This is a genomic window from Arthrobacter sp. MOO21, from assembly GCF_057369995.2.
In genome coordinates this window covers 1540807-1557758 of record NZ_CM170671.2, presented here as the reverse complement: position 1 = coordinate 1557758, position 16952 = coordinate 1540807, and the positions used below count along the sequence as shown (strand labels likewise).

13 protein-coding genes and 3 pseudogenes are annotated in these 16952 nt (G+C 62.6%); 4 read left to right on the top strand and 12 right to left on the bottom strand.

The genetic code is table 11. The features are described 5' to 3' along the window. Nucleotides 1-43: 43 nt before the first annotated feature. Together AC2JAJ_RS07205 and AC2JAJ_RS07200 are read left to right on the top strand one after the other, a co-directional pair. Complete coding sequence (locus tag AC2JAJ_RS07205) at nt 44-862, top strand: IclR family transcriptional regulator (RefSeq protein WP_486416355.1); 819 nt, start codon at nt 44-46, stop codon at nt 860-862. Nucleotides 863-1353: 491 nt separating this feature from the next. Beyond that, nucleotides 1354-1578 (top strand): annotated as a pseudogene (locus tag AC2JAJ_RS07200) (IS110 family transposase); the annotation flags it as partial. Between the two features lie 267 nt (nt 1579-1845). Here the strand turns inward: AC2JAJ_RS07200 and AC2JAJ_RS07195 are convergent. Beyond that, nucleotides 1846-2340 (bottom strand): hypothetical protein, encoded by a 495-nt coding sequence (locus AC2JAJ_RS07195; RefSeq protein WP_486416356.1) that lies wholly within the window; start codon nt 2338-2340, stop codon nt 1846-1848. A gap of 525 nt (nt 2341-2865) precedes the next feature. Here AC2JAJ_RS07195 and AC2JAJ_RS07190 point away from each other — a divergent pair. Then, nucleotides 2866-3255, top strand: a pseudogene (locus AC2JAJ_RS07190) (RpiB/LacA/LacB family sugar-phosphate isomerase); the annotation flags it as partial. A 127-nt stretch (nt 3256-3382) separates the two neighbouring features. Here the strand turns inward: AC2JAJ_RS07190 and AC2JAJ_RS07185 are convergent. The 9 genes from AC2JAJ_RS07185 to AC2JAJ_RS07145 all read right to left on the bottom strand — a co-directional run bounded on the left by AC2JAJ_RS07185 (nt 3383) and on the right by AC2JAJ_RS07145 (nt 15174). Beyond that, nucleotides 3383-4468, bottom strand: coding sequence for a DUF8462 domain-containing protein (locus tag AC2JAJ_RS07185; protein WP_321214885.1), 1086 nt, complete (start codon nt 4466-4468; stop codon nt 3383-3385). A 661-nt stretch (nt 4469-5129) separates the two neighbouring features. Continuing rightward, the gene (locus AC2JAJ_RS07180; protein WP_454483530.1) at nt 5130-5402 is read right to left on the bottom strand and encodes a hypothetical protein; all 273 of its coding nucleotides are present in this window, start codon (nt 5400-5402) and stop codon (nt 5130-5132) included. Nucleotides 5403-5471: 69 nt separating this feature from the next. Continuing rightward, nucleotides 5472-6497, bottom strand: a complete 1026-nt coding sequence (locus AC2JAJ_RS07175) for an ATP-dependent 6-phosphofructokinase (RefSeq protein WP_486416357.1) — start codon at nt 6495-6497, stop codon at nt 5472-5474. A gap of 363 nt (nt 6498-6860) precedes the next feature. Continuing rightward, entirely contained in the window at nt 6861-7883 is a 1023-nt protein-coding gene (galE, locus tag AC2JAJ_RS07170; RefSeq protein WP_486416358.1) for a UDP-glucose 4-epimerase GalE, read from the bottom strand. Further along, nucleotides 7880-8833 carry an aldose 1-epimerase family protein gene (locus tag AC2JAJ_RS07165; protein WP_028271807.1) on the bottom strand — a complete coding sequence of 318 codons (954 nt, stop codon included), beginning with the start codon at nt 8831-8833 and terminating at the stop codon, nt 7880-7882. Before AC2JAJ_RS07165 ends, galE begins: the two co-directional genes overlap by 4 nt. 20 nt (nt 8834-8853) lie before the next feature. Next, nucleotides 8854-11985, bottom strand: a complete 3132-nt coding sequence (locus AC2JAJ_RS07160; protein ID WP_174182142.1) for a glycoside hydrolase family 2 TIM barrel-domain containing protein — start codon at nt 11983-11985, stop codon at nt 8854-8856. Further along, nucleotides 11982-12887, bottom strand: coding sequence for an ABC transporter permease subunit (locus AC2JAJ_RS07155; protein WP_501053431.1), 906 nt, complete (start codon nt 12885-12887; stop codon nt 11982-11984). The genes AC2JAJ_RS07160 and AC2JAJ_RS07155 overlap by 4 nt, the downstream gene beginning before the upstream one ends. Further along, nucleotides 12884-13837, bottom strand: coding sequence for a carbohydrate ABC transporter permease (locus AC2JAJ_RS07150; RefSeq protein ID WP_486416360.1), 954 nt, complete (start codon nt 13835-13837; stop codon nt 12884-12886). The genes AC2JAJ_RS07155 and AC2JAJ_RS07150 overlap by 4 nt, the downstream gene beginning before the upstream one ends. Continuing rightward, nucleotides 13834-15174, bottom strand: a complete 1341-nt coding sequence (locus AC2JAJ_RS07145) for an ABC transporter substrate-binding protein (RefSeq protein WP_486416361.1) — start codon at nt 15172-15174, stop codon at nt 13834-13836. The genes AC2JAJ_RS07150 and AC2JAJ_RS07145 overlap by 4 nt, the downstream gene beginning before the upstream one ends. 121 nt (nt 15175-15295) lie before the next feature. Between AC2JAJ_RS07145 and AC2JAJ_RS07140 the strand changes: the two genes are divergently transcribed. After that, nucleotides 15296-15955, top strand: a complete 660-nt coding sequence (locus AC2JAJ_RS07140; protein WP_454483523.1) for a TetR/AcrR family transcriptional regulator — start codon at nt 15296-15298, stop codon at nt 15953-15955. A gap of 139 nt (nt 15956-16094) precedes the next feature. On the opposite strand, the gene AC2JAJ_RS07135 is transcribed toward AC2JAJ_RS07140, so the two are convergent. Together AC2JAJ_RS07135 and AC2JAJ_RS07130 are read right to left on the bottom strand one after the other, a co-directional pair. Then, nucleotides 16095-16661 carry a recombinase family protein gene (locus AC2JAJ_RS07135; protein ID WP_486416362.1) on the bottom strand — a complete coding sequence of 189 codons (567 nt, stop codon included), beginning with the start codon at nt 16659-16661 and terminating at the stop codon, nt 16095-16097. A gap of 168 nt (nt 16662-16829) precedes the next feature. Beyond that, nucleotides 16830-16928, bottom strand: a pseudogene (locus AC2JAJ_RS07130) (TIGR01457 family HAD-type hydrolase); the annotation flags it as partial. Nucleotides 16929-16952 lie beyond the last annotated feature (24 nt).

Below are 16952 nucleotides of genomic sequence, written 5' to 3'. Positions count from 1 at the left end.
TGCGACTGTGAGCCGGGAGCACGAGATCTGAGAGTATGAAGACATGGCTATTCCAGCGCAGGTTGAGTCGAACGCAAACGCAGAGCTTCAGGGCGGGAGCCTGCAGTCAGTTGACCGGGCAATCGCCGTTCTGCGGATTCTGGCCCGCACCGGCAGTGCCGGCGTGACGGAAGTCGCTGAGGAAATGGGAGTGCACAAGTCCACGATTTCCCGGCTTCTTAAAGCACTGGAAGCACAGGGAATGGCACAGGCTAGCGGGCGGGGAAAGTATCAGCTGGGACTTGGCATCCTGCACCTGGCCAACGCCATACCGGTCCGACTGGATCTGACAAGGGAAGCCCGCCCTGTCCTCAAAGCCCTCGCCGCCGAATTCGGGGAAACCGTCAATTTGGCGGTTTTGAGTTCGAACCACGTCGTTAACATCGACGAAGCCTTCGGTCCTTCCACGCTCGCTGCCACAGAGAACTGGATGGGCCGCCTGACACCCATTCACGCCACATCAAGCGGAAAAGTGTTCCTCGCATCGCTCTCATCCGCACAGCGCAATCGCATTTTGAATGATTTGGGCATGCCCGCCGTGACAAGGCAGACCATCACCTCCCGCGACGAGCTGGAGGCGCAACTCCTGGAAATAGCGACATCCGGGTACGCCACGGTGCATGGAGAACTGGAGGACGGACTGAACGGCATCGCCGTTCCAATCCGAGGTCACGAGGGTAGTGTCATTGGAACCGTCAGCATCTCTGGCCCGTCCTTCAGGTTCGAACCTGAAAAGATCCCCGGATTGATCCAAGAGCTCAAACAGGCCGCCCAGGAAATCAGCGAAAAAATGGGATACGTGCACGTTCCCGTGCATAAGTGAACCGACGAACGGCCGGCGCGTTATCAGCTGGGTCGGCGTGGTCGCTGCCATGCCTGCGGCATACATGCTGTTGGATACGACGAGCGCGGCGACATTCACAGACTCAAAGCACCTGGTCTGGGAGAACCCGGAAATTGTCCTGTGCCGTTCTCGAGCTACTTCTACTCCCGTTGTGCGAACGCCTGTGAGGATTGTCGTGGCTGGTCCGGGATTGGCTGGCAGAGTAGGTTCCGGCCGTTCCTCCGGCGTGTGGTTGTGACTCATCTGAACGCTTGGCCCCCGTTGGGTGCCCTGTTATCGACTTGTCCGGCCGTAGGTGGGCGGCCGGCACCTGCCCGGCCCACCTCGGTGACTTGATCAGAAGATTGTCCGCTCCCGCGCGGGGGCGTGGCTCGTCACAGTGCTGTTCCGAAGTGACCTCTACCCGGGACTGGTACCGGCCCGTAACGGCCTGACCATGTCCGCGAAATGAGGAAGGTGCCAGAACCGCTATGACTATCGTTGCGTATTCCCATCCGTTTGTCGTGGGTGTCGACACCCACGCCCGGAAGCACGCCTTCGCCATCATCGCCGCGGCGAACGGCGAACGGATCGAAAACCGGGAGTTCCCAGCGACGGGCGCCGGGATCAACCGCGCCATTGCTTGGGTTGCGCGTCGCACCGAGGCCGATCTGGCTACTCTATGGGTGATTGAAGGCGCGGCAAGCTGGAACGCTTGCTGTCACGTTGGCGTGCTCTATCTGGGGTCCTAAGGGTCGGCAGGACGCCAAGCTGGCCACTACGTTTCCACCGTCTCAGGCTCTGCGCGTCCCCCAAGTTCGTGAAAATTGTGGACATTCCCGGGAAGGGCACATTCCTCCCCGCAAAACGTGAGAAGCAGGATGATATGCTCCGCGTCTCATCAAGGAAGCGGTCCCGGATACCAGGCCGGGGCCGCTTCCCCACGAGTTATTGACTGGTGGCTGGATATCAGATCGCCACTGTCACGACAGCGCGGAACAGATGTCGAACGTGCGCCCGCTGTTGACAACGGTGCTGATCAGAGTCCCATCAGCGGCCAGGGTGAAAGTAACCTTGCCGTTGTAGACCGTGGTCGATGGCCCACCTGGATCGGTGGGGAAGAGAAGGAGCGTCCCGAATCCCGTGATCTGGAACGTCGTGATGTCACCGCTTGTCGCCGTCTTGGTGACGGAGCCTTTCGTGTCGAACGTGACGGATTTGAGTATGTTTCCTTTCTTGTCCACGGCATTGAACGTGATTGTTGTTCCGCTTCCTGCGGTGATGGTGTAGATCACGCCGTCTTTCACGCGCGTTTGGCGTAGTGCTTGGTTGCCGCCAGAGATGGTAAGGGAAACGTCGAAATTCGGACATGCCGGGAAAGGGCCGATAGTTTCCTGGGCGGTGGCCACCTGTGGGGCGGACAAGGTTAGGCCAGCGAGTAGGGCCGCTGACACGAGCGCCCGCAAAATCTTTTTCATGATTGTTCCTCAGCAGTGCGTAAAAGCTGCGATTGTGGATCCGCCAATCCCCAGCAGATGGCGATGTGCATGCCTCCATTGGCACGCGATACCGAGACGTCTGAAGCATCCCGTTTGAGGGACGACGAACGTCTGTACGTTCTCTGGCCGCTTCATCGCGGCGACCACATCGGGAGCTTAGTATTTCGACTGCCGCCCCGTCACCCCTATTTAGGGGGCCGACAGGGGCGGTTTCCCAAGGTTTTTCCAAGGTGGCGTGACTTGAGGAGTATTTCCCGGCGATATCCCTCGATGGTCGCCGACACTCCCGGAGGCTCAGACACGCCGGAAGTGTCCGGTGGATAACGCTGACGCACTTCTGCGCAGGTCCCTGATCCGGTCCGGGTCAGGCTGTGGACATGCTGTGCCTAGTGGTCCCGCTGGTGTGTCCGGCTGCCCAAAAGTGTCAGCGCCCCGCGACTACGATGGTCACCCAATTCGAAGGAGCAGGTGGTCTCAGGTGAATGAAAAAGGCAGCGGCAAAGCGACACGGGTCCAGACCAGGTCTACGACCCCCAGGACGACTACCCCTCCTTCTGCATCAACGCCGCCCTGGCCGTCGTTGCCGACCAGCAGGCAGGCGTGCACGCCCTGGGCATCGTGCTGGGCGGCTCCGGTAACGGTGAGCAGATCGCCGCCAACAAGGTCAAAGGCGTACGTGCCGCCCTCGCATGGAACCTCTCCACCGCCACCCTCGCCCGCGAGCACAACGACGCAAACGTAGTGGCGGTCGGCGGACGCCAGCACACCGTGGAGGAAGCCACCGAACTGATCGAGGCGTTCCTCGCCGAACCCTTCAGCAACGACGAACGCCACATTCGAAGGATCCGCAAAATAGCGGCCTACGAAGCCGGGCCCACCAGCATGACGCCATGATCGCGAATGGATACAAAACTGCTTCTGACATACGAACACGCCTAACTCCTCGATTGGCCGCGGGAAGTTCGTAGCAACTAGTTCTACTCCGGTGCTTAAAAGAGCCGATAATGGATATTCCGTCAACCTACTCGCGGAGGTATTGGCGGAGTCCCGGGATTGCGAAGTCCACTTTGCCGTAGCCGGCGGACTCGATCAGGCCCGCAGAGATGAGCCTGTTCCGGTATTTGGAAATGACGTTGGGCTTGGCTTTGAGGATGGCGCCGATCTGGCCGGCGGCAGAGGGTCCGTCTTGGGCGGCCATGGCGTCGAGGAACTCGCGGTCTCTGTCCGAGATGTCCGACAGTGCTGACTCGACGACTACTAAGGTGTTCCGTCGTTGGGCGGCAGCGATTCCACGCTGAACGTTGGTCTGGTCCAGTTTCCATCCTGCCTTGTCGGCTTCGAGCCAGAGGTAGTAGCCCACCAGTTGGATCAGGAAGGGATACCCCTCCGTGGCTTCGGCGGCCTTTTGGATGAGGTCGGGGGAGATGCTGATGCCTCCCTGGTTGAAGAGCTCGCTGTACGATGCGGTGACTTCGGCGATGGCTGCTTCGTGGAGATTGATCCTGTCGGCCCGCCGAAGGAAGGTGGCCACTCCTTCGTTAAGGAGGTCGGACACGGCTGATGGCAAGCCGGCGAAAATCAGGCCGATCGGCAGCCCGTCGCGGATGAAGTGCTGGACGTCGGCAGCCAGTTGGGCAATTTCTGTCCTGTCGACGGCATGGATCTCGTCGATGGTGATGATCAGTCCTGTGCCTTGGGCGTCCAGCAGGCGCAGCAGTTCGTTCCCGGTCCGGCGCCAGTCCACGGACCGTTCCGGAGGGAGCTGGGTTGTCAGTCCGAACCCGGCTGCGGAGAAGGCGGTGATCTTCCGGGACGGAGGCCCGTCCCCGAGTTCGTCAAGGAGGCGGAGCATGTCGTCGCCAACTCCGGCGAGGAAACCTGGGGTGGCTGTCCGGGAGATCACGGCCCACCCCTGATTTCGGGCGATACCTTCGGCTTCGCTCAACATGACCGTCTTGCCGATGCCTCTGGAGCCAGTGATGATGGTCAAGAGCCCAGGGGCTCCGGAACCCTGCTGCAGGCCATACTCGAACTCGTCGAGCAGCCCGGCCCGCCCGACCAGCTCGGGAGGCGTAGCTCCGGCCGTCGGCTTGAAGGGATTCTGCACCGCACCCTCCTCGGGTGAAACTGGGTGAAACTGGTGAAAGTGGTGAAACTCCTGCCACGATAACCAGCCTCTCGACCAGAAGCAAGACGGTCCAGGGGAGGCGGTAGTATCGGGGCCATTCAGGTCGTCCCACCGGCCGGGGAACCTGCCATCGGTTGCCCACTCCCAACCGCTCCATGCCTGAGGGGCGCACGGATTGGCGGCTGCTGGCCGCCAAGTCATGCATCAATCGCTCTGGCCCTACGTCCTCCGGTTTTCATCCCGGCACCGCCGCTCCGTGTGTGGCGTCAGAATAGTGCGAAATTCCGTTTTATTGACGGTGGCTCATGATGTTCTTAGATCCCACCCTGACAGTCGGAAGGGAAGGAAACGGGGTGGGGTAGTTCGAGAAGAGTCAAATAGTCCAAAGAATCTGGACTTGATGACGTCCCGTTTGGGGCAGGGGGTGGAGATGTCACATGTCGTGGCTGGACGGGCCCCTGAGAACAAGCAGGAACTCCGCCCACAGGCCTAACCCCTCCCTGCTCAGGCGGTTTTGACATCAGGTTGGGGTGTGCTTCAATGACGAGGCGCCCTTGAGCTACACCATCTGGACCATGAGGTGCGAGCCGTTGGCCGTTGAAGCTTGAGTGCACATCTGGTCCCCCCGACACGATCGCTGTCAGTTCCAGATACGGCGAATGTACGTTCCTGGTTGTTGTTCTACAACGCGCCGGCTGTGGGCTCCGTCCTGCATCAGCCACAGTAGAGATCCGTCGGCCATGACAGCTTCGACCCGCCCGCGGTCGGTCACGCTGCCGTGAGTGTGAACTTCGACGTCCTGGTTGGTCAGCACAGTCCAGTCGTCAACAGGCTGCCACGGTGCGAAAGAGTGGGTGTTTGTTTGGTCTTGATTCGGCGTCGTGCTTGTTTGCATGTCGTCCTCGAGCTTCATTGCAGCAGACGCTGAGCAGCTTTGTGACGGGGAGCATAGCGTTCGCGAATAATGTTTGTCTTTTGAGTGTTAGCCGAACAGGACGGCCGCTTCGTCGTAACGCTTCTGCGGGACGGTCTTGAGCTGACCCAGAGCTTCATGGAAGTTGACGTGCTGGATGTCCGTTCCCTTTAGGGCCACCATGGTGCCCCAGTAGCCTTCAACGACGGAGTCGATGGCCGCCATCCCGAGGCGGGTGGCCAGAACCCGGTCGAAGGCGGAGGGGACGCCGCCGCGCTGGATATGGCCCAGGATGGTGGCGCGGGTTTCAATGCCAGTCCGGGCTTCCAGCTCAGGTGCGAGCTGCTCGGCGATGCCGCCCAGGCGGGGACGGCCGAAGGTGTCCAGGCCACGCTCGGAATAAGCCCCGTCCATATGTTCGGGAATGAAGCCTTCTGCGACGACCACCAGGGGTGCGCGGCCACGGTGGCGGGCTTCCTTTACCCATTGGGTGATCTGGTTGATGCTGACTTTTTGTTCGGGGATGAGGATGGCGTGGGCGCCGGCGGCCATTCCGGCGTGCAGCGCGATCCAGCCCACGTGGCGGCCCATCACTTCGGCGATCATGCACCGGTGGTGGGACTCGCCGGTGGTCCGCAGCCGGTCGATGGCCTCGGTAGCGATCTGCACGGCGGTGTCGAAACCAAAGGTGTAGTCAGTGGCGTCGAGGTCGTTATCCACGGTCTTCGGAACACCGACGATTTTCAGGCCGACGTCAGTGAGGCGCTTGGCCGCGGCCAGGGTACCTTCACCGCCGATCGCGATCATCGCCTCGACGCCCAGGCGGTCCAGGTGGGCCTTGATGACCTCGGGGCCACCGCCATTTTCGAACGGATTGGTGCGCGAGGTGCCCAGGATGGTGCCGCCCTGCTTGGCGATGCCGCGGACCATGGTGCGGGGGATGTCGATGATGTCGCCCTCCACCACGCCGCGCCATCCGTCGAGGAAGCCGACGAACTCGTGTCCGTGGATGGCGATGCCTTTCAGCACGGCGCCGCGGATGACCGCGTTCAATCCGGGGCAGTCGCCACCGCTGGTGAAGATTCCAATTTTCATGCGTAATTCCTAGAGTTGCCGTGTTGGAAGGGGGTCCATCAGAAAAGCCCGATACAGCCATAAGGCTGATTCGACTTATCGCCTTCTCGTATTACCAGGTAGTTTGTTCGTAGCTCATGCCGCAGGGAACATCGGGGTCGAGGCGTACGATGACAGTCCCCGGAGCCGTCCGAGTCACCAGAATTCCCTGCCTCCGATTTCTCGCGCAAACAGCGAGTTCTTGGACGGCGGCCTCGACAGCTGCATCCAAACGGGTTCGTGTGTGCACATGAACGGTGATGGAATCGTGTTGGATGCGTTCGTGCTCGTGGAAGTCCGTGCAGGTGGAGTTCTCTGTCTGCATTTATCCACTGCTCCTACAGTTCATTTTCGGCGGGATATATAGCCTTGGGGGTTGTTTTTCTGCCAGCGCCAGTGGTCTTCACACATCTGGTCCACGGTCTTGGTGGTGGACCAGCTCAGGTCAGCCAGAGCGGAGCTGGAGTCGGCCCAGAACGCGGGCAGGTCTCCCGCGCGGCGGCCGGTGATCTCGTAAGGGATGGGCCTACCCACCGCCTTTTCGAACGAGCGCAGGACCTCCAGGACGGAAGAGCCCTTGCCGGAGCCGAGGTTCCAGCGGAAGACGCCGGTGCTTCCGGCGATGTAGTTCAGCGCCGCGACGTGTCCTTCGGCGAGGTCCACCACGTGGATGTAGTCGCGCAGGCAGGTGCCGTCGGGGGTGTCGTAGTCGCCCCCGAAGACTATGAGCTTGTCGCGGCGGCCCACGGCCACTTGGGCGATGAACGGCACCAGATTGTTGGGGATACCCTGCGGGTCCTCGCCAATCCGTCCGGATGGGTGTGCACCCACCGGGTTGAAATAGCGCAGCAGGGCTATGTGCCAGCGCGGGTCGGCAGCGCCGAGGTCGGAGAGGATGTCCTCGATCTGTTCCTTGGTGCGCCCGTAGGGGTTGTTGGCCCCGATCTCCATCTTTTCCACATAGGGGATGGGGTTGCGTTCGCCGTAGACGGTGGCGGAGGAGCTGAAGACGATGGAGCGGACGTCATGCCTGTCCATGACGCGGATCAGGTTCAGAGTGCCTACAAGGTTGTTGTAGTAGTACTTCAACGGCTCCCGCACAGATTTGCCCACCGCTTTGAGGCCAGCGAAGTGGATGACGGCGTCGATGGCTGCGCCGGCAAAGACCTTGTCGATGGCTGCCTCGTTCACGAGGTCGACGTGGTGGAACTCTGCGGTCTTGCCGCTGAGTTCCGCTACGCGGCGCAGCGATTCCTCGCTGGAGTTGACCAGGTTGTCGATGACGACCACGTCGTGGCCGGCTTCCTGCAGGGAAAGAACGGTGTGGGAACCGATATAGCCCGTGCCCCCTGTGACCAGGATTTTCATGAGCGGGTGTGGGTTGGGTTGGCTGGTATCGCTTCGATGTTCCAGCTCGCGGTATGACTCTGCCCCGGGAGGAGGACTATGAGGTCTGTCCTGGTGTTGAAGGCATTAGGCGGACAGGTCATTGGTTCTACTGCCAGGCCGGCTCTGCTGGATTCCGCATCTGGGAGGTCGGCTGTGTGTATCTGCACCCAGGGGCAGTCCCGACCCCATGTCATCGAAGTTCCGGACCCGTCCCATGTAGTCAGGCGTGCGGTTGAGTAACCTTCGTTGTCACGTACGAGATCAGTGAAGGCATGGTCGAGTGTTATGGAACCGATGGGGCGGGGGGCAACAAAGTCGTAGTGTCGGTCCTCTGAAACGTCGCTAACTCCTGTAGGTATCAAAAGGTCCGGGGTGACTTGCTGCACTTTTCGTGCGGGCAGCTCGAGAATCCAGTCGTCGACCCGGCCCTCCCCGGCGACCAAGTATGGGTGCCCGGCGGCCCCGTAAGGTGCTGAGCCGGGGCCGGTGTTGGTGGCTGTAACAGTGGTGTGCAGCCCGGAAAAGTCCAGCTGGTAGGACACCTGTACGTCCAGGCGGAAGGGGTAACCGCTCCTCGCTTGAACGACGGTGGACAGAATGGCCGAGGACTCGTCGGATTTAACCGGGCACCAGTCTTCCCAGGCCAATAGGCCATGAAGTGCGTGGCCCCGGCTCGGTTCGTTGATACCGAGCTGGTATTCCACGCCTTCGAATTCATACCGTCCCGCGATAACCCTGTTAGGCCAAGGCACCAATACTGCCCCTCGGTAGGCGGGGCGGACCTGATGTTCCGAAAAGGGGAGAATCAGGTCCCTGCCGTTGTAGCGCAAGGAGCGTAACGATGCACCGACGCTGGCTATTTCGGCGGTGTAGGGGCCGCAGCGCAGCGTGGTCTGCCTACCTGAGATCGGAACGGTATCGGCGCTCATCCTGGACATCACGAGGCTGGTCATTCGGAGGCCGCCAGGCGGAAGGTGAGCGTCCGCGCCTCCGGCGCCAAGGCGGACTCGGGCCAGACATCCGGGCCACACGAGCGAGTGCCGAGCCCGTGCTGGGCCGCGTCGAGGTATAACCATGAACGCGTGGCCGCGGGCAGCTCATGCGGGTGCCGGGCCGCGGCGAGCTCCTGGGCCGTGTACCGGCTCAGGGTGAAGCCCGGCAGGCGGCCCCGCGAGTCCGCGAACGCGTCTACCCGTACCCACGGCTCCGAGCCCCGGAGCAGGTCGAGGGAGCGCATACCTCCGCGGTGACCGGTCTCCTGCGGGCACGCATACGGCACGGCGAGCTGATCGATCCCGGCTGCGTACCGTCCCACAAGCGCGGCTTCGAGGCTGTCAGGGTAGGACTCGTGCGGTCCCAGCCCGAACCATGACGCCGCGTCCACGTCGGCGGGCAGCCCGAACCGCACACCGACACGGGGCCACACACCGTCCCAATCGGAGGATGGCAGAATGTCCACCCGCAGCCACAAACCTTCGGGGTCGAGAATCCATTGCTCCTCGACGGTGACGGTGCGCACCTGGTCCGCCGCGGCGTACCGGGTGCGCACGCGGAGGGCACGGTCATCGAGCACTTCGACTGCCTCAACACGCCCGTGCAGCCGGTCCAGACCGGCCGCGTGCCAACGCGCTGCCGACGAAGGCCCGGGAGCTCCTACACCCGGGATGCCGTCTGCGTCTGGTGCCCAAGGGTCGGTGTCGATGTATCCGCCCCGGGATTCGCCGCGGTCATTGTCCGTGGGCGCCCGGAACAGCTCAAGCCGGGGCCCATCCACAGGGAGGCCAGCGAGTGTAACGAGCCGCCCTTCATCGAAGACTGCCGGCCCGAGCTCCAGGAGCCCGGCGCCTTCTCCCGGCCGCCAATTTCCGCCCAGGAGCCCGGCTGCAAACGGCAGCGGGCGCCTCGCGGGCGACGCGAGGCGGCCCTGCGCTGAGGCGACTTCGTGCCCGGAATGCGCCCACCCGGCATCCTGCTCGAGGACCGCCTCGACGGTCACCCATACCTCTCCAGTGCATCCCTCGGCGGACACCGGAAGGGGGACCGCGGCCGAGGCGCCAGGGGTGAGTGGGCCGCCGTCGAGCCCATCGACGGCGAGCTCACCGGAGGCGACTGGTTCGCCGTCGTCCTCGATCCGCCAGCGAAAGACCATGTCTCCCAGATCCGCGCTGTGTCGCAGGTTGGTCACCCGTATAAAGGGCTTGCCGCCCGGCTCGAGCCCGTCAAAGGCAAGTCTCACGGGCGCCACGACGGTCTTGAACTCATATAGTCCCGGCGAGGGCGTGGAGTCGGAGAGGATGAGGCCGTCGAGCACGAAGTTGCCGTCATGGATTTCCTCGCCGAAGTCGCCGCCGTAGGCGAAGTATTCGGTGCCGTCCGCGGTACGGGCGGCGATACCGTGGTCGCGCCACTCCCAGACGAACCCGCCGTGCAGCCGCGGGTATTTCGCGATGAGGTCCTCGTACAGCGATATGTTCCCGGGCCCGTTGCCCATTGCGTGGACGTACTCGCACAGAATAAACGGCTTGGTCCGCTGCCGCGCCCCCTCGGCAGGGGAGCAGCCCAGCAGCGGTGTGGTGTCGCCGTCGCGGCCGATTGTCTCCACCTCGGGCAGTGTCGCGTACATGCGGGAGTACACGTCGGTGTACGCGCCGGCGTAGTCGTTCTCGTAGTGGACTGGTCTGCCCGCATCCCGTGCATGCACCCACGCGGACATAGCGGCGAGATTCTGTCCTGTGCCGGACTCGTTGCCGAGGGACCACATGACGATCGAGGGACGGTTCTTGTCCCGCTCCACGGTCCGTTCGATCCGGTCAAGGAGCGCCTCGCGCCACATCGGCTCGTCGCTCGGGTTCCGGGCCCAGCCGTGCCGCTCGAACCCGTGCGTTTCGAGGTCGCACTCGAGGATTACCCAGAAGCCCATCTCGTCCGCGAGCTCGAGCAGTCGCGGGTGGGGCGGGTAGTGGCTGGTACGGATTGCGTTGACGTTGGAGCGCTTCATGAGCGCGAGGTCCTCGCGGGCGAAGTCCTCGTCGAAGACGCGGCCGAGCGTGGGGTGGGTCTCGTGGCGATTGACACCGTGGAACACCACTTTGCGTCCGTTGACCAGAAATTGGTCTCCCACGATTTCTACGGTGCGGAAGCCGATCCGCAGTGACACCGTCTCGGCCTTGCTGGCCACGGTCGCATCGTAGAGCCGCGGGGTTTCGGCGGTCCAGGGCTCGACGGCAGAAACAGGTACCGGTGCAACATCACCGGGATTGGCCCACTCGACGTCGATGCCGAGCTCGGGTACGCGGAGGCGAACAGGGTACGACGATGCCGGCGCTTTCACTTCCGGTTCCAGGGTCCCCGCCCCGTCGTTGTAGCCGGTCCGGAGCCACACGTCCTCGATGCCATCGGCCGGGCGGGACAAGAGGGTCACCGATCGGAAAATTCCCGGCAGCCACCACTGGTCTTGGTCTTCGAGGTAGCTGGAAGCGGACCATTGATGGACGCGGACTGCGATGGTGTTGGTACCTGTGCTGACGGCGTCGGTGACGTCGAACTCCTGGGCGAGGCGACTTCCGGCGCCCCATCCGATCTCTGTGCCGTTGACCCATACCTTGTACCGGGATTCGACGCCGTCAAAGCGCAGGACGACGCGGCTCTCGCCGCCTGTGTCGTCGGCCTTCCAGCCGTCGGGCAGCTCGAACGTACGGCGATAGTCCCCGGTGGGGTTTTCGTCGGGGACGAACGGCGGGTCGATTGGGAACGGGAACTGCACGTTCGTGTAGATCGGGCGGCCGTACGATCCGTCGCCCTGGAGCACCCAGTGGGAGGGTACGGTCAGCGACGCCCACGAAGAGTCGTCGTACTCCGCAGCGGCCATCGCCTCCGCGGCCTCCCCCGGGGACAGCACCCCACGCCCGCCGGGTGTTCCGGGGACTCCCTTGAGGAGTCGGAATCGCCATTGCCCGTCGAGGGACAGGGACGGGGCGTCGGTGTGAAGCCAGGAACGGGCCGGTTCTCGCCGTCCTTCTCCCGGGCCCGGGTCGGTGACGTAGGCGGTGGAGGCTGTGGCCTCCGCTGGACGGGGGCTCATTTGACGGCTCCTTCTGTGAGGCCTCCACGCCAGAAGCGCTGAAGGACGATCATGGCGATGGCGAGCGGGATGACAGACAGCAGTACGCCGCCGGTGGTCAGCTGGTAGAACTCCGGGAGCCGGTCTGCCTGGCTAAGCCAGTTATTCAGACCTACCGTGATGGGGAACAGCTTCGAGTCGGAGAGCATCACGAGCGGCAGGAAGTAGTTGTTCCAGATGCCCACGAGCTGGAACAAGAACACCGTCACCAGGGCGGGAGTGAGAACCCGCAGCCCCACGGAGTGGAAGATGCGAAGTTCGCCCGCGCCGTCGATTCGCGCAGCCTCCAACAGCGCCGGATCCACTGTTGCCTGCGCATAAACCCGACACAGAAACAGGCCAAACGGCGAGACGAGTGAGGGCAACAGGACGCTCCAGTACGTGTTGGCGATGCCGAGCTGGCTGAAGAACAGAAACAGGGGCAGGGCTGTGGCGGTGCCGGGGACGAGGACGCCTCCGAGGACGAGCCCGAAGATGAGACTGTTGCCCCGGAAGTTGTACTTGGCCAAGGCGTAGCCGCCAGCAGCGGCGAAGTACGTCGCGGCCAATGCGCCAACCCCTGCATACAGAATTGAGTTGAGGAACCAGCGCACAAAGACGCCGTCCCCGTAGGAGAGGACGTTCGCCAGGTTGTCCCATAGGACGAAATTAGGCGCGAACAAGAAACCGTTGGTCGCGAACAGGTCTCCGCTGGTCTTGGTCGCAGCGACCACCACCCAATAGACCGGGACCAGGAAGTAGAGCGCGGCTACGACAAGCAGCCCCGTGACAAGAATCGTTGTGGAGCCCGGGCGTCGGCGCCGCGTCACAGGTGGCTCCCCGGCGACGCTCTGGGGCCGGCGAAGGGTGGGAGTGGCAGTCATGAGGACTTCCTGTTCGTGAACCGGAGGAAGGTGAAGGAGAGGATGAAGGCCGCGAGGGCAATGAGCACGGCCTGGGCTGCGGCGACGTTGTAGTCGTTGTATGCAAAGGCAGTGGTGTAGGCGGAGAGGTTCGGGGTGTATTGGCTGTCGACGGCCGGAGCCACAGTCTGAAGGACTTGCGCCTCGGCGAAAAGTTGAAGCGTGCCGATGATCGAGAACACCGTTGTGAGCACGAGAGCGGGCCGGATAAGCGGCAGCTGAATGGTCCACGCGACACGGAAGGGCCCGGCACCGTCCACGCGCGCAGCTTCATATATCTCGCCGGGGATCGACTTAAGCTGGGCTATGACGATGAGCATGTTGTAGCCCGTGTAGCTCCACGTAACGATGTTGGCGATGGACCACAGCACGGTATCCGGGCCAAGGAAGTTCACGGTGAGGCCCACAGACCCGGCCGCGTCCACCAGCGGGCTCAGGCCCGGGACGTAAAGAAACGACCAGAGGATGGTCGCGATGACACCTGGCACGCCGTAAGGCATGAAATACGCGGCGCGGAAGAAACCGGGCCACTTAGCCGAGGCTGACTCCAGCAGGAGCGCAAGAACCGTACAAAGGGCGATCATGACAGGGACCTGGACCATACCGAAGAGCAGCACCCGGCCGATCGAGGCGACAAAGCTTCCGTCTCCGAGTGCGCGGGCATAGTTTTCGAAACCCGCAAACCCGGAGTGGACGCCCGTTTCGCCGAAGAGGCCACTGCGGGTCACTTTTGTGAAGCTTGAACCGACCGCAGCGATGATCGGGAAGATGAACGTGAGGGCGAAGAGTGCCAGGAAGGGTGCGAGCAGGATCCAGGGTGCGCTGGTGACGGCACGACGCTGTTGCCTTGCCCGGTCACGGCCCTCCCGCCTGGGTACTGCCGGATGTGCTGTTTCTGCAGCGATGCTCATGCCTGCTCCTTCCTAATCGTCAGGCCCTTGTTCCTGAAGGCGGTCATGATCTGTTGCTCGGCAGCCACTACGGTGTCGACGAAGCTCGTGCCCGATGCCTTACGACGAAACCCGTCGCTCAAAATGTTGAAGGACTGCGTGGTGACGGGCCACCAAGACCAGTCCATGTTCTGCGACTTACTCGCTGGCACGATGACGTTCTGGTTGTAGTTTTGCCCCCCGAAAAAGTCGGATGGCTTCTCACGCGTGGCACCGATCATGCCCGGCACGGGCGACCATCCGATGCCACTGTTGGCGATCTCGGCGTCGATGCCGGCCTGAGTGGACGTCATCCAGACAGCGAACTCAAGGGCCTCGCGGGGGTGTTTGCTGTTAGCCAGGACAGCCGCGGTAGACCCGCCAAGGTAACTCGACCCATATCCCGTTGAGTCCCAGATGGGCATAGGCGCCACACGCCACTTTCTAGCTCCGCCGCTGACGCTCTGTACAAGCGCATCGGCCCAGCTGCCGCTCGTTAGTGAGGCGACCTCCCCGCTCGAGGCCGCCGCGTACCAGCCGGGAGTAAAGGGGCCGTAAGCGGTAGTAACGATGCCGTCATCGATGGCCCGGTCAAAGAACCGCGCGACCTTCAGCGTTGAATCGTCAGTCATGTTGATGACCCATCCATCCTCGGCTGGACGCAGCCAGCGGGCACCAACCTGCGCGGCAAAAGACACGAAGTAGGAGGTGTCCGCGAGGGAGAAACAGTCGATATAAGCGTCGACACTGCGCAGCTCCTGCCCGACGGCTGCCCACTCCTCCCACGTCGCTGGGGCAGAGGCGCCTACTTTAGCCAAGACGTCCGGGCGGTAGAACGTGGCCATTGGCCCCGAATCCTGGGGGATGCCGTAGACACCGCCGGAGAAACTCACCTGGCTCCACAGTGCGGGGTCGTAACGGTTCGCATAGTCACGGGCACCGTAGCGCGAGAGATCCACGAGCCCGTTGACGAGCATGAACTCGGGGACCGTGCGCATTTCAACCTGCGCTAGGTCAGGGCCGCCGCCGGCCGCTAGCGCGGCGTAAAGCTTGGAGTACCCGCCGCGGTTGCCGCTGGGGATCCATACGGTCTCGACCTGGACGTTCGGGTGGCTGGCGTTCCAGATGTCAGCAACCTTCTGGACGTTCTTGAGCCAGGACCAGTACGTGAGGGTCACTTTCTCACCGGCACTGGCGGCAGGAATTGCAGGTGCGGTATTGACGGAAACAGTTCCCGGAGTGGCGCATCCGGTGAGAAGGGTGAGGGCGGAGGCGCCGAGCCCACCGCAAAGGAGTTGTCGTCGTGTCAAAGATGGCATGAGTCCCACTTCGTTATGGTCAGCGCCGCGGACGCGGCACCGGAGCCGGATGGCCCGACGTGACAAGGCTAACATGAAACCCGAGTGAATGCTCGGGTTTCGTGAAATTAGACTGGATTCTATGACTAAGAAGGCGAACGCACGCTCAGGACCGCGCGGCCCCTACGCCAAGACCGCTGAGCGTCAACGGCAAATTCTTGAAGCTGCGGTAGAGGTCTTCGGGTCACGGGGTTACAACGGCGGCAGTATCCAGGACGTTGCGGACCGGGCAGGGATTAGTCAGACGACACTCCTGCACCATTTCCCCACCAAAGCGCAGCTGCTTGTTGCGGTGCTCGAGTACCGTGACCGGATATCTACGAGCACCCCGGGAACACGGGAGCGATTTGCCGAAACCATCGTGCGGCAGGCGGAGCACAATGAAGGGCTTCCCCACCTCGTAGAGCTCTACTCCGTACTCTCCGGGGAAGCCACAACTGAGGACCACCCCGCCCGTAACTACTTCGTCCAGCGCTTCGCCCGCCTCCGGAAGGAATACAGCGGGGAACTGCGGTATCTGGCGAGCATTGGCCGGCTCAGGCCGGGCGTCGACCCTGATGTCGCGGGACCTACCATCGTGGCTCTATGGGAAGGAATTCAAACCGAGTGGCTCCTCAATCCTGACACCGTGGACGTGCCCGGCATCCTCAAGGGCTACCTCGATCTGATCCTGGTGCCGGAAGAAGACGCAGGGTGGTCATCTGGTCCGGGGACCCCCATGGAAGCGCTGAATACACTCTGAGGACGGTGCTTCAGTCATCGATTGCCGGCAGAGGCCCCGCCGCCCCCGACACGGTCCACGCAAAGAGCCGATAATGGAGATTCCGTCAAGCTAGCGCCACAATGGCTACTGCACATGGACGGCGCAGCCGGGGGAGGGCTTAGGAGAGTTTAGCCTGGCGGAGGTACTGGTAGACCGTTTCCCGGCTGATCCCAAAATCACGGGCAAGGAGGGCCTTTGGAACACCGCTGCCGGCGCGCTGAACGAGTTCGGCCGCCCGTTCTGGGGTGAGCGTCTTTTTCCGTCCTTTGTAGGCGCCGCGCTGCTTGGCCAGCGCGATCCCTTCCCGCTGGCGTTCCCTAATGAGGGAGCGTTCGAATTCAGCAAAGGCTCCCATAACGGAGAGCATGAGGTTTGCCATGGGGGAGTCCTCGCCGGTGAAGACCAGGCTTTCTTTGACGAACTCCACCCGCACACCTTTGCGCGTGAGGTTTTGGACCAGAGCGCGCAGGTCATCGAGGTTCCGGGCCAGCCGGTCCATGCTGTGAACCACCACGGTGTCCCCGTGCCGGGCAAACCGCAGCAACTCCGTAAGCTCTGGCCTCGCGGTGTCCCTGCCGGAGGCCTTGTCCGTGAAGACCCGGTCCAGGACCTGTCCTTCCAGCTGGCGTTTCTCATTCTGATCCAGGGTGCTCACGCGCACGTACCCGATCCGCTGTCCGGCCACTGATCGCCTCCAACCTTGAACCCGTCAGGTTGAGTTCTAGGCTTCTCTCAGAAAGAAGTCAAGACCAGCCGCCGAATTTGTCAGGTTGGGGTGTGCTTCAGGCCCACAGGACGGGCTAGCCTACGGCGTGCGGAATTCTGAGTCGTGTGCCGTCTAGCTTGTCGAGCAGGTGGTATCCACCCAGCGCTGGATCAGTTCAGCCGCGCCCGGCACAGCTTGGTTTTCATGGACGAGAACGCCGTCCATGTCGGTGAGCCAGCATTCGATCTCACTGCCGTTGCGGGAGGAGCG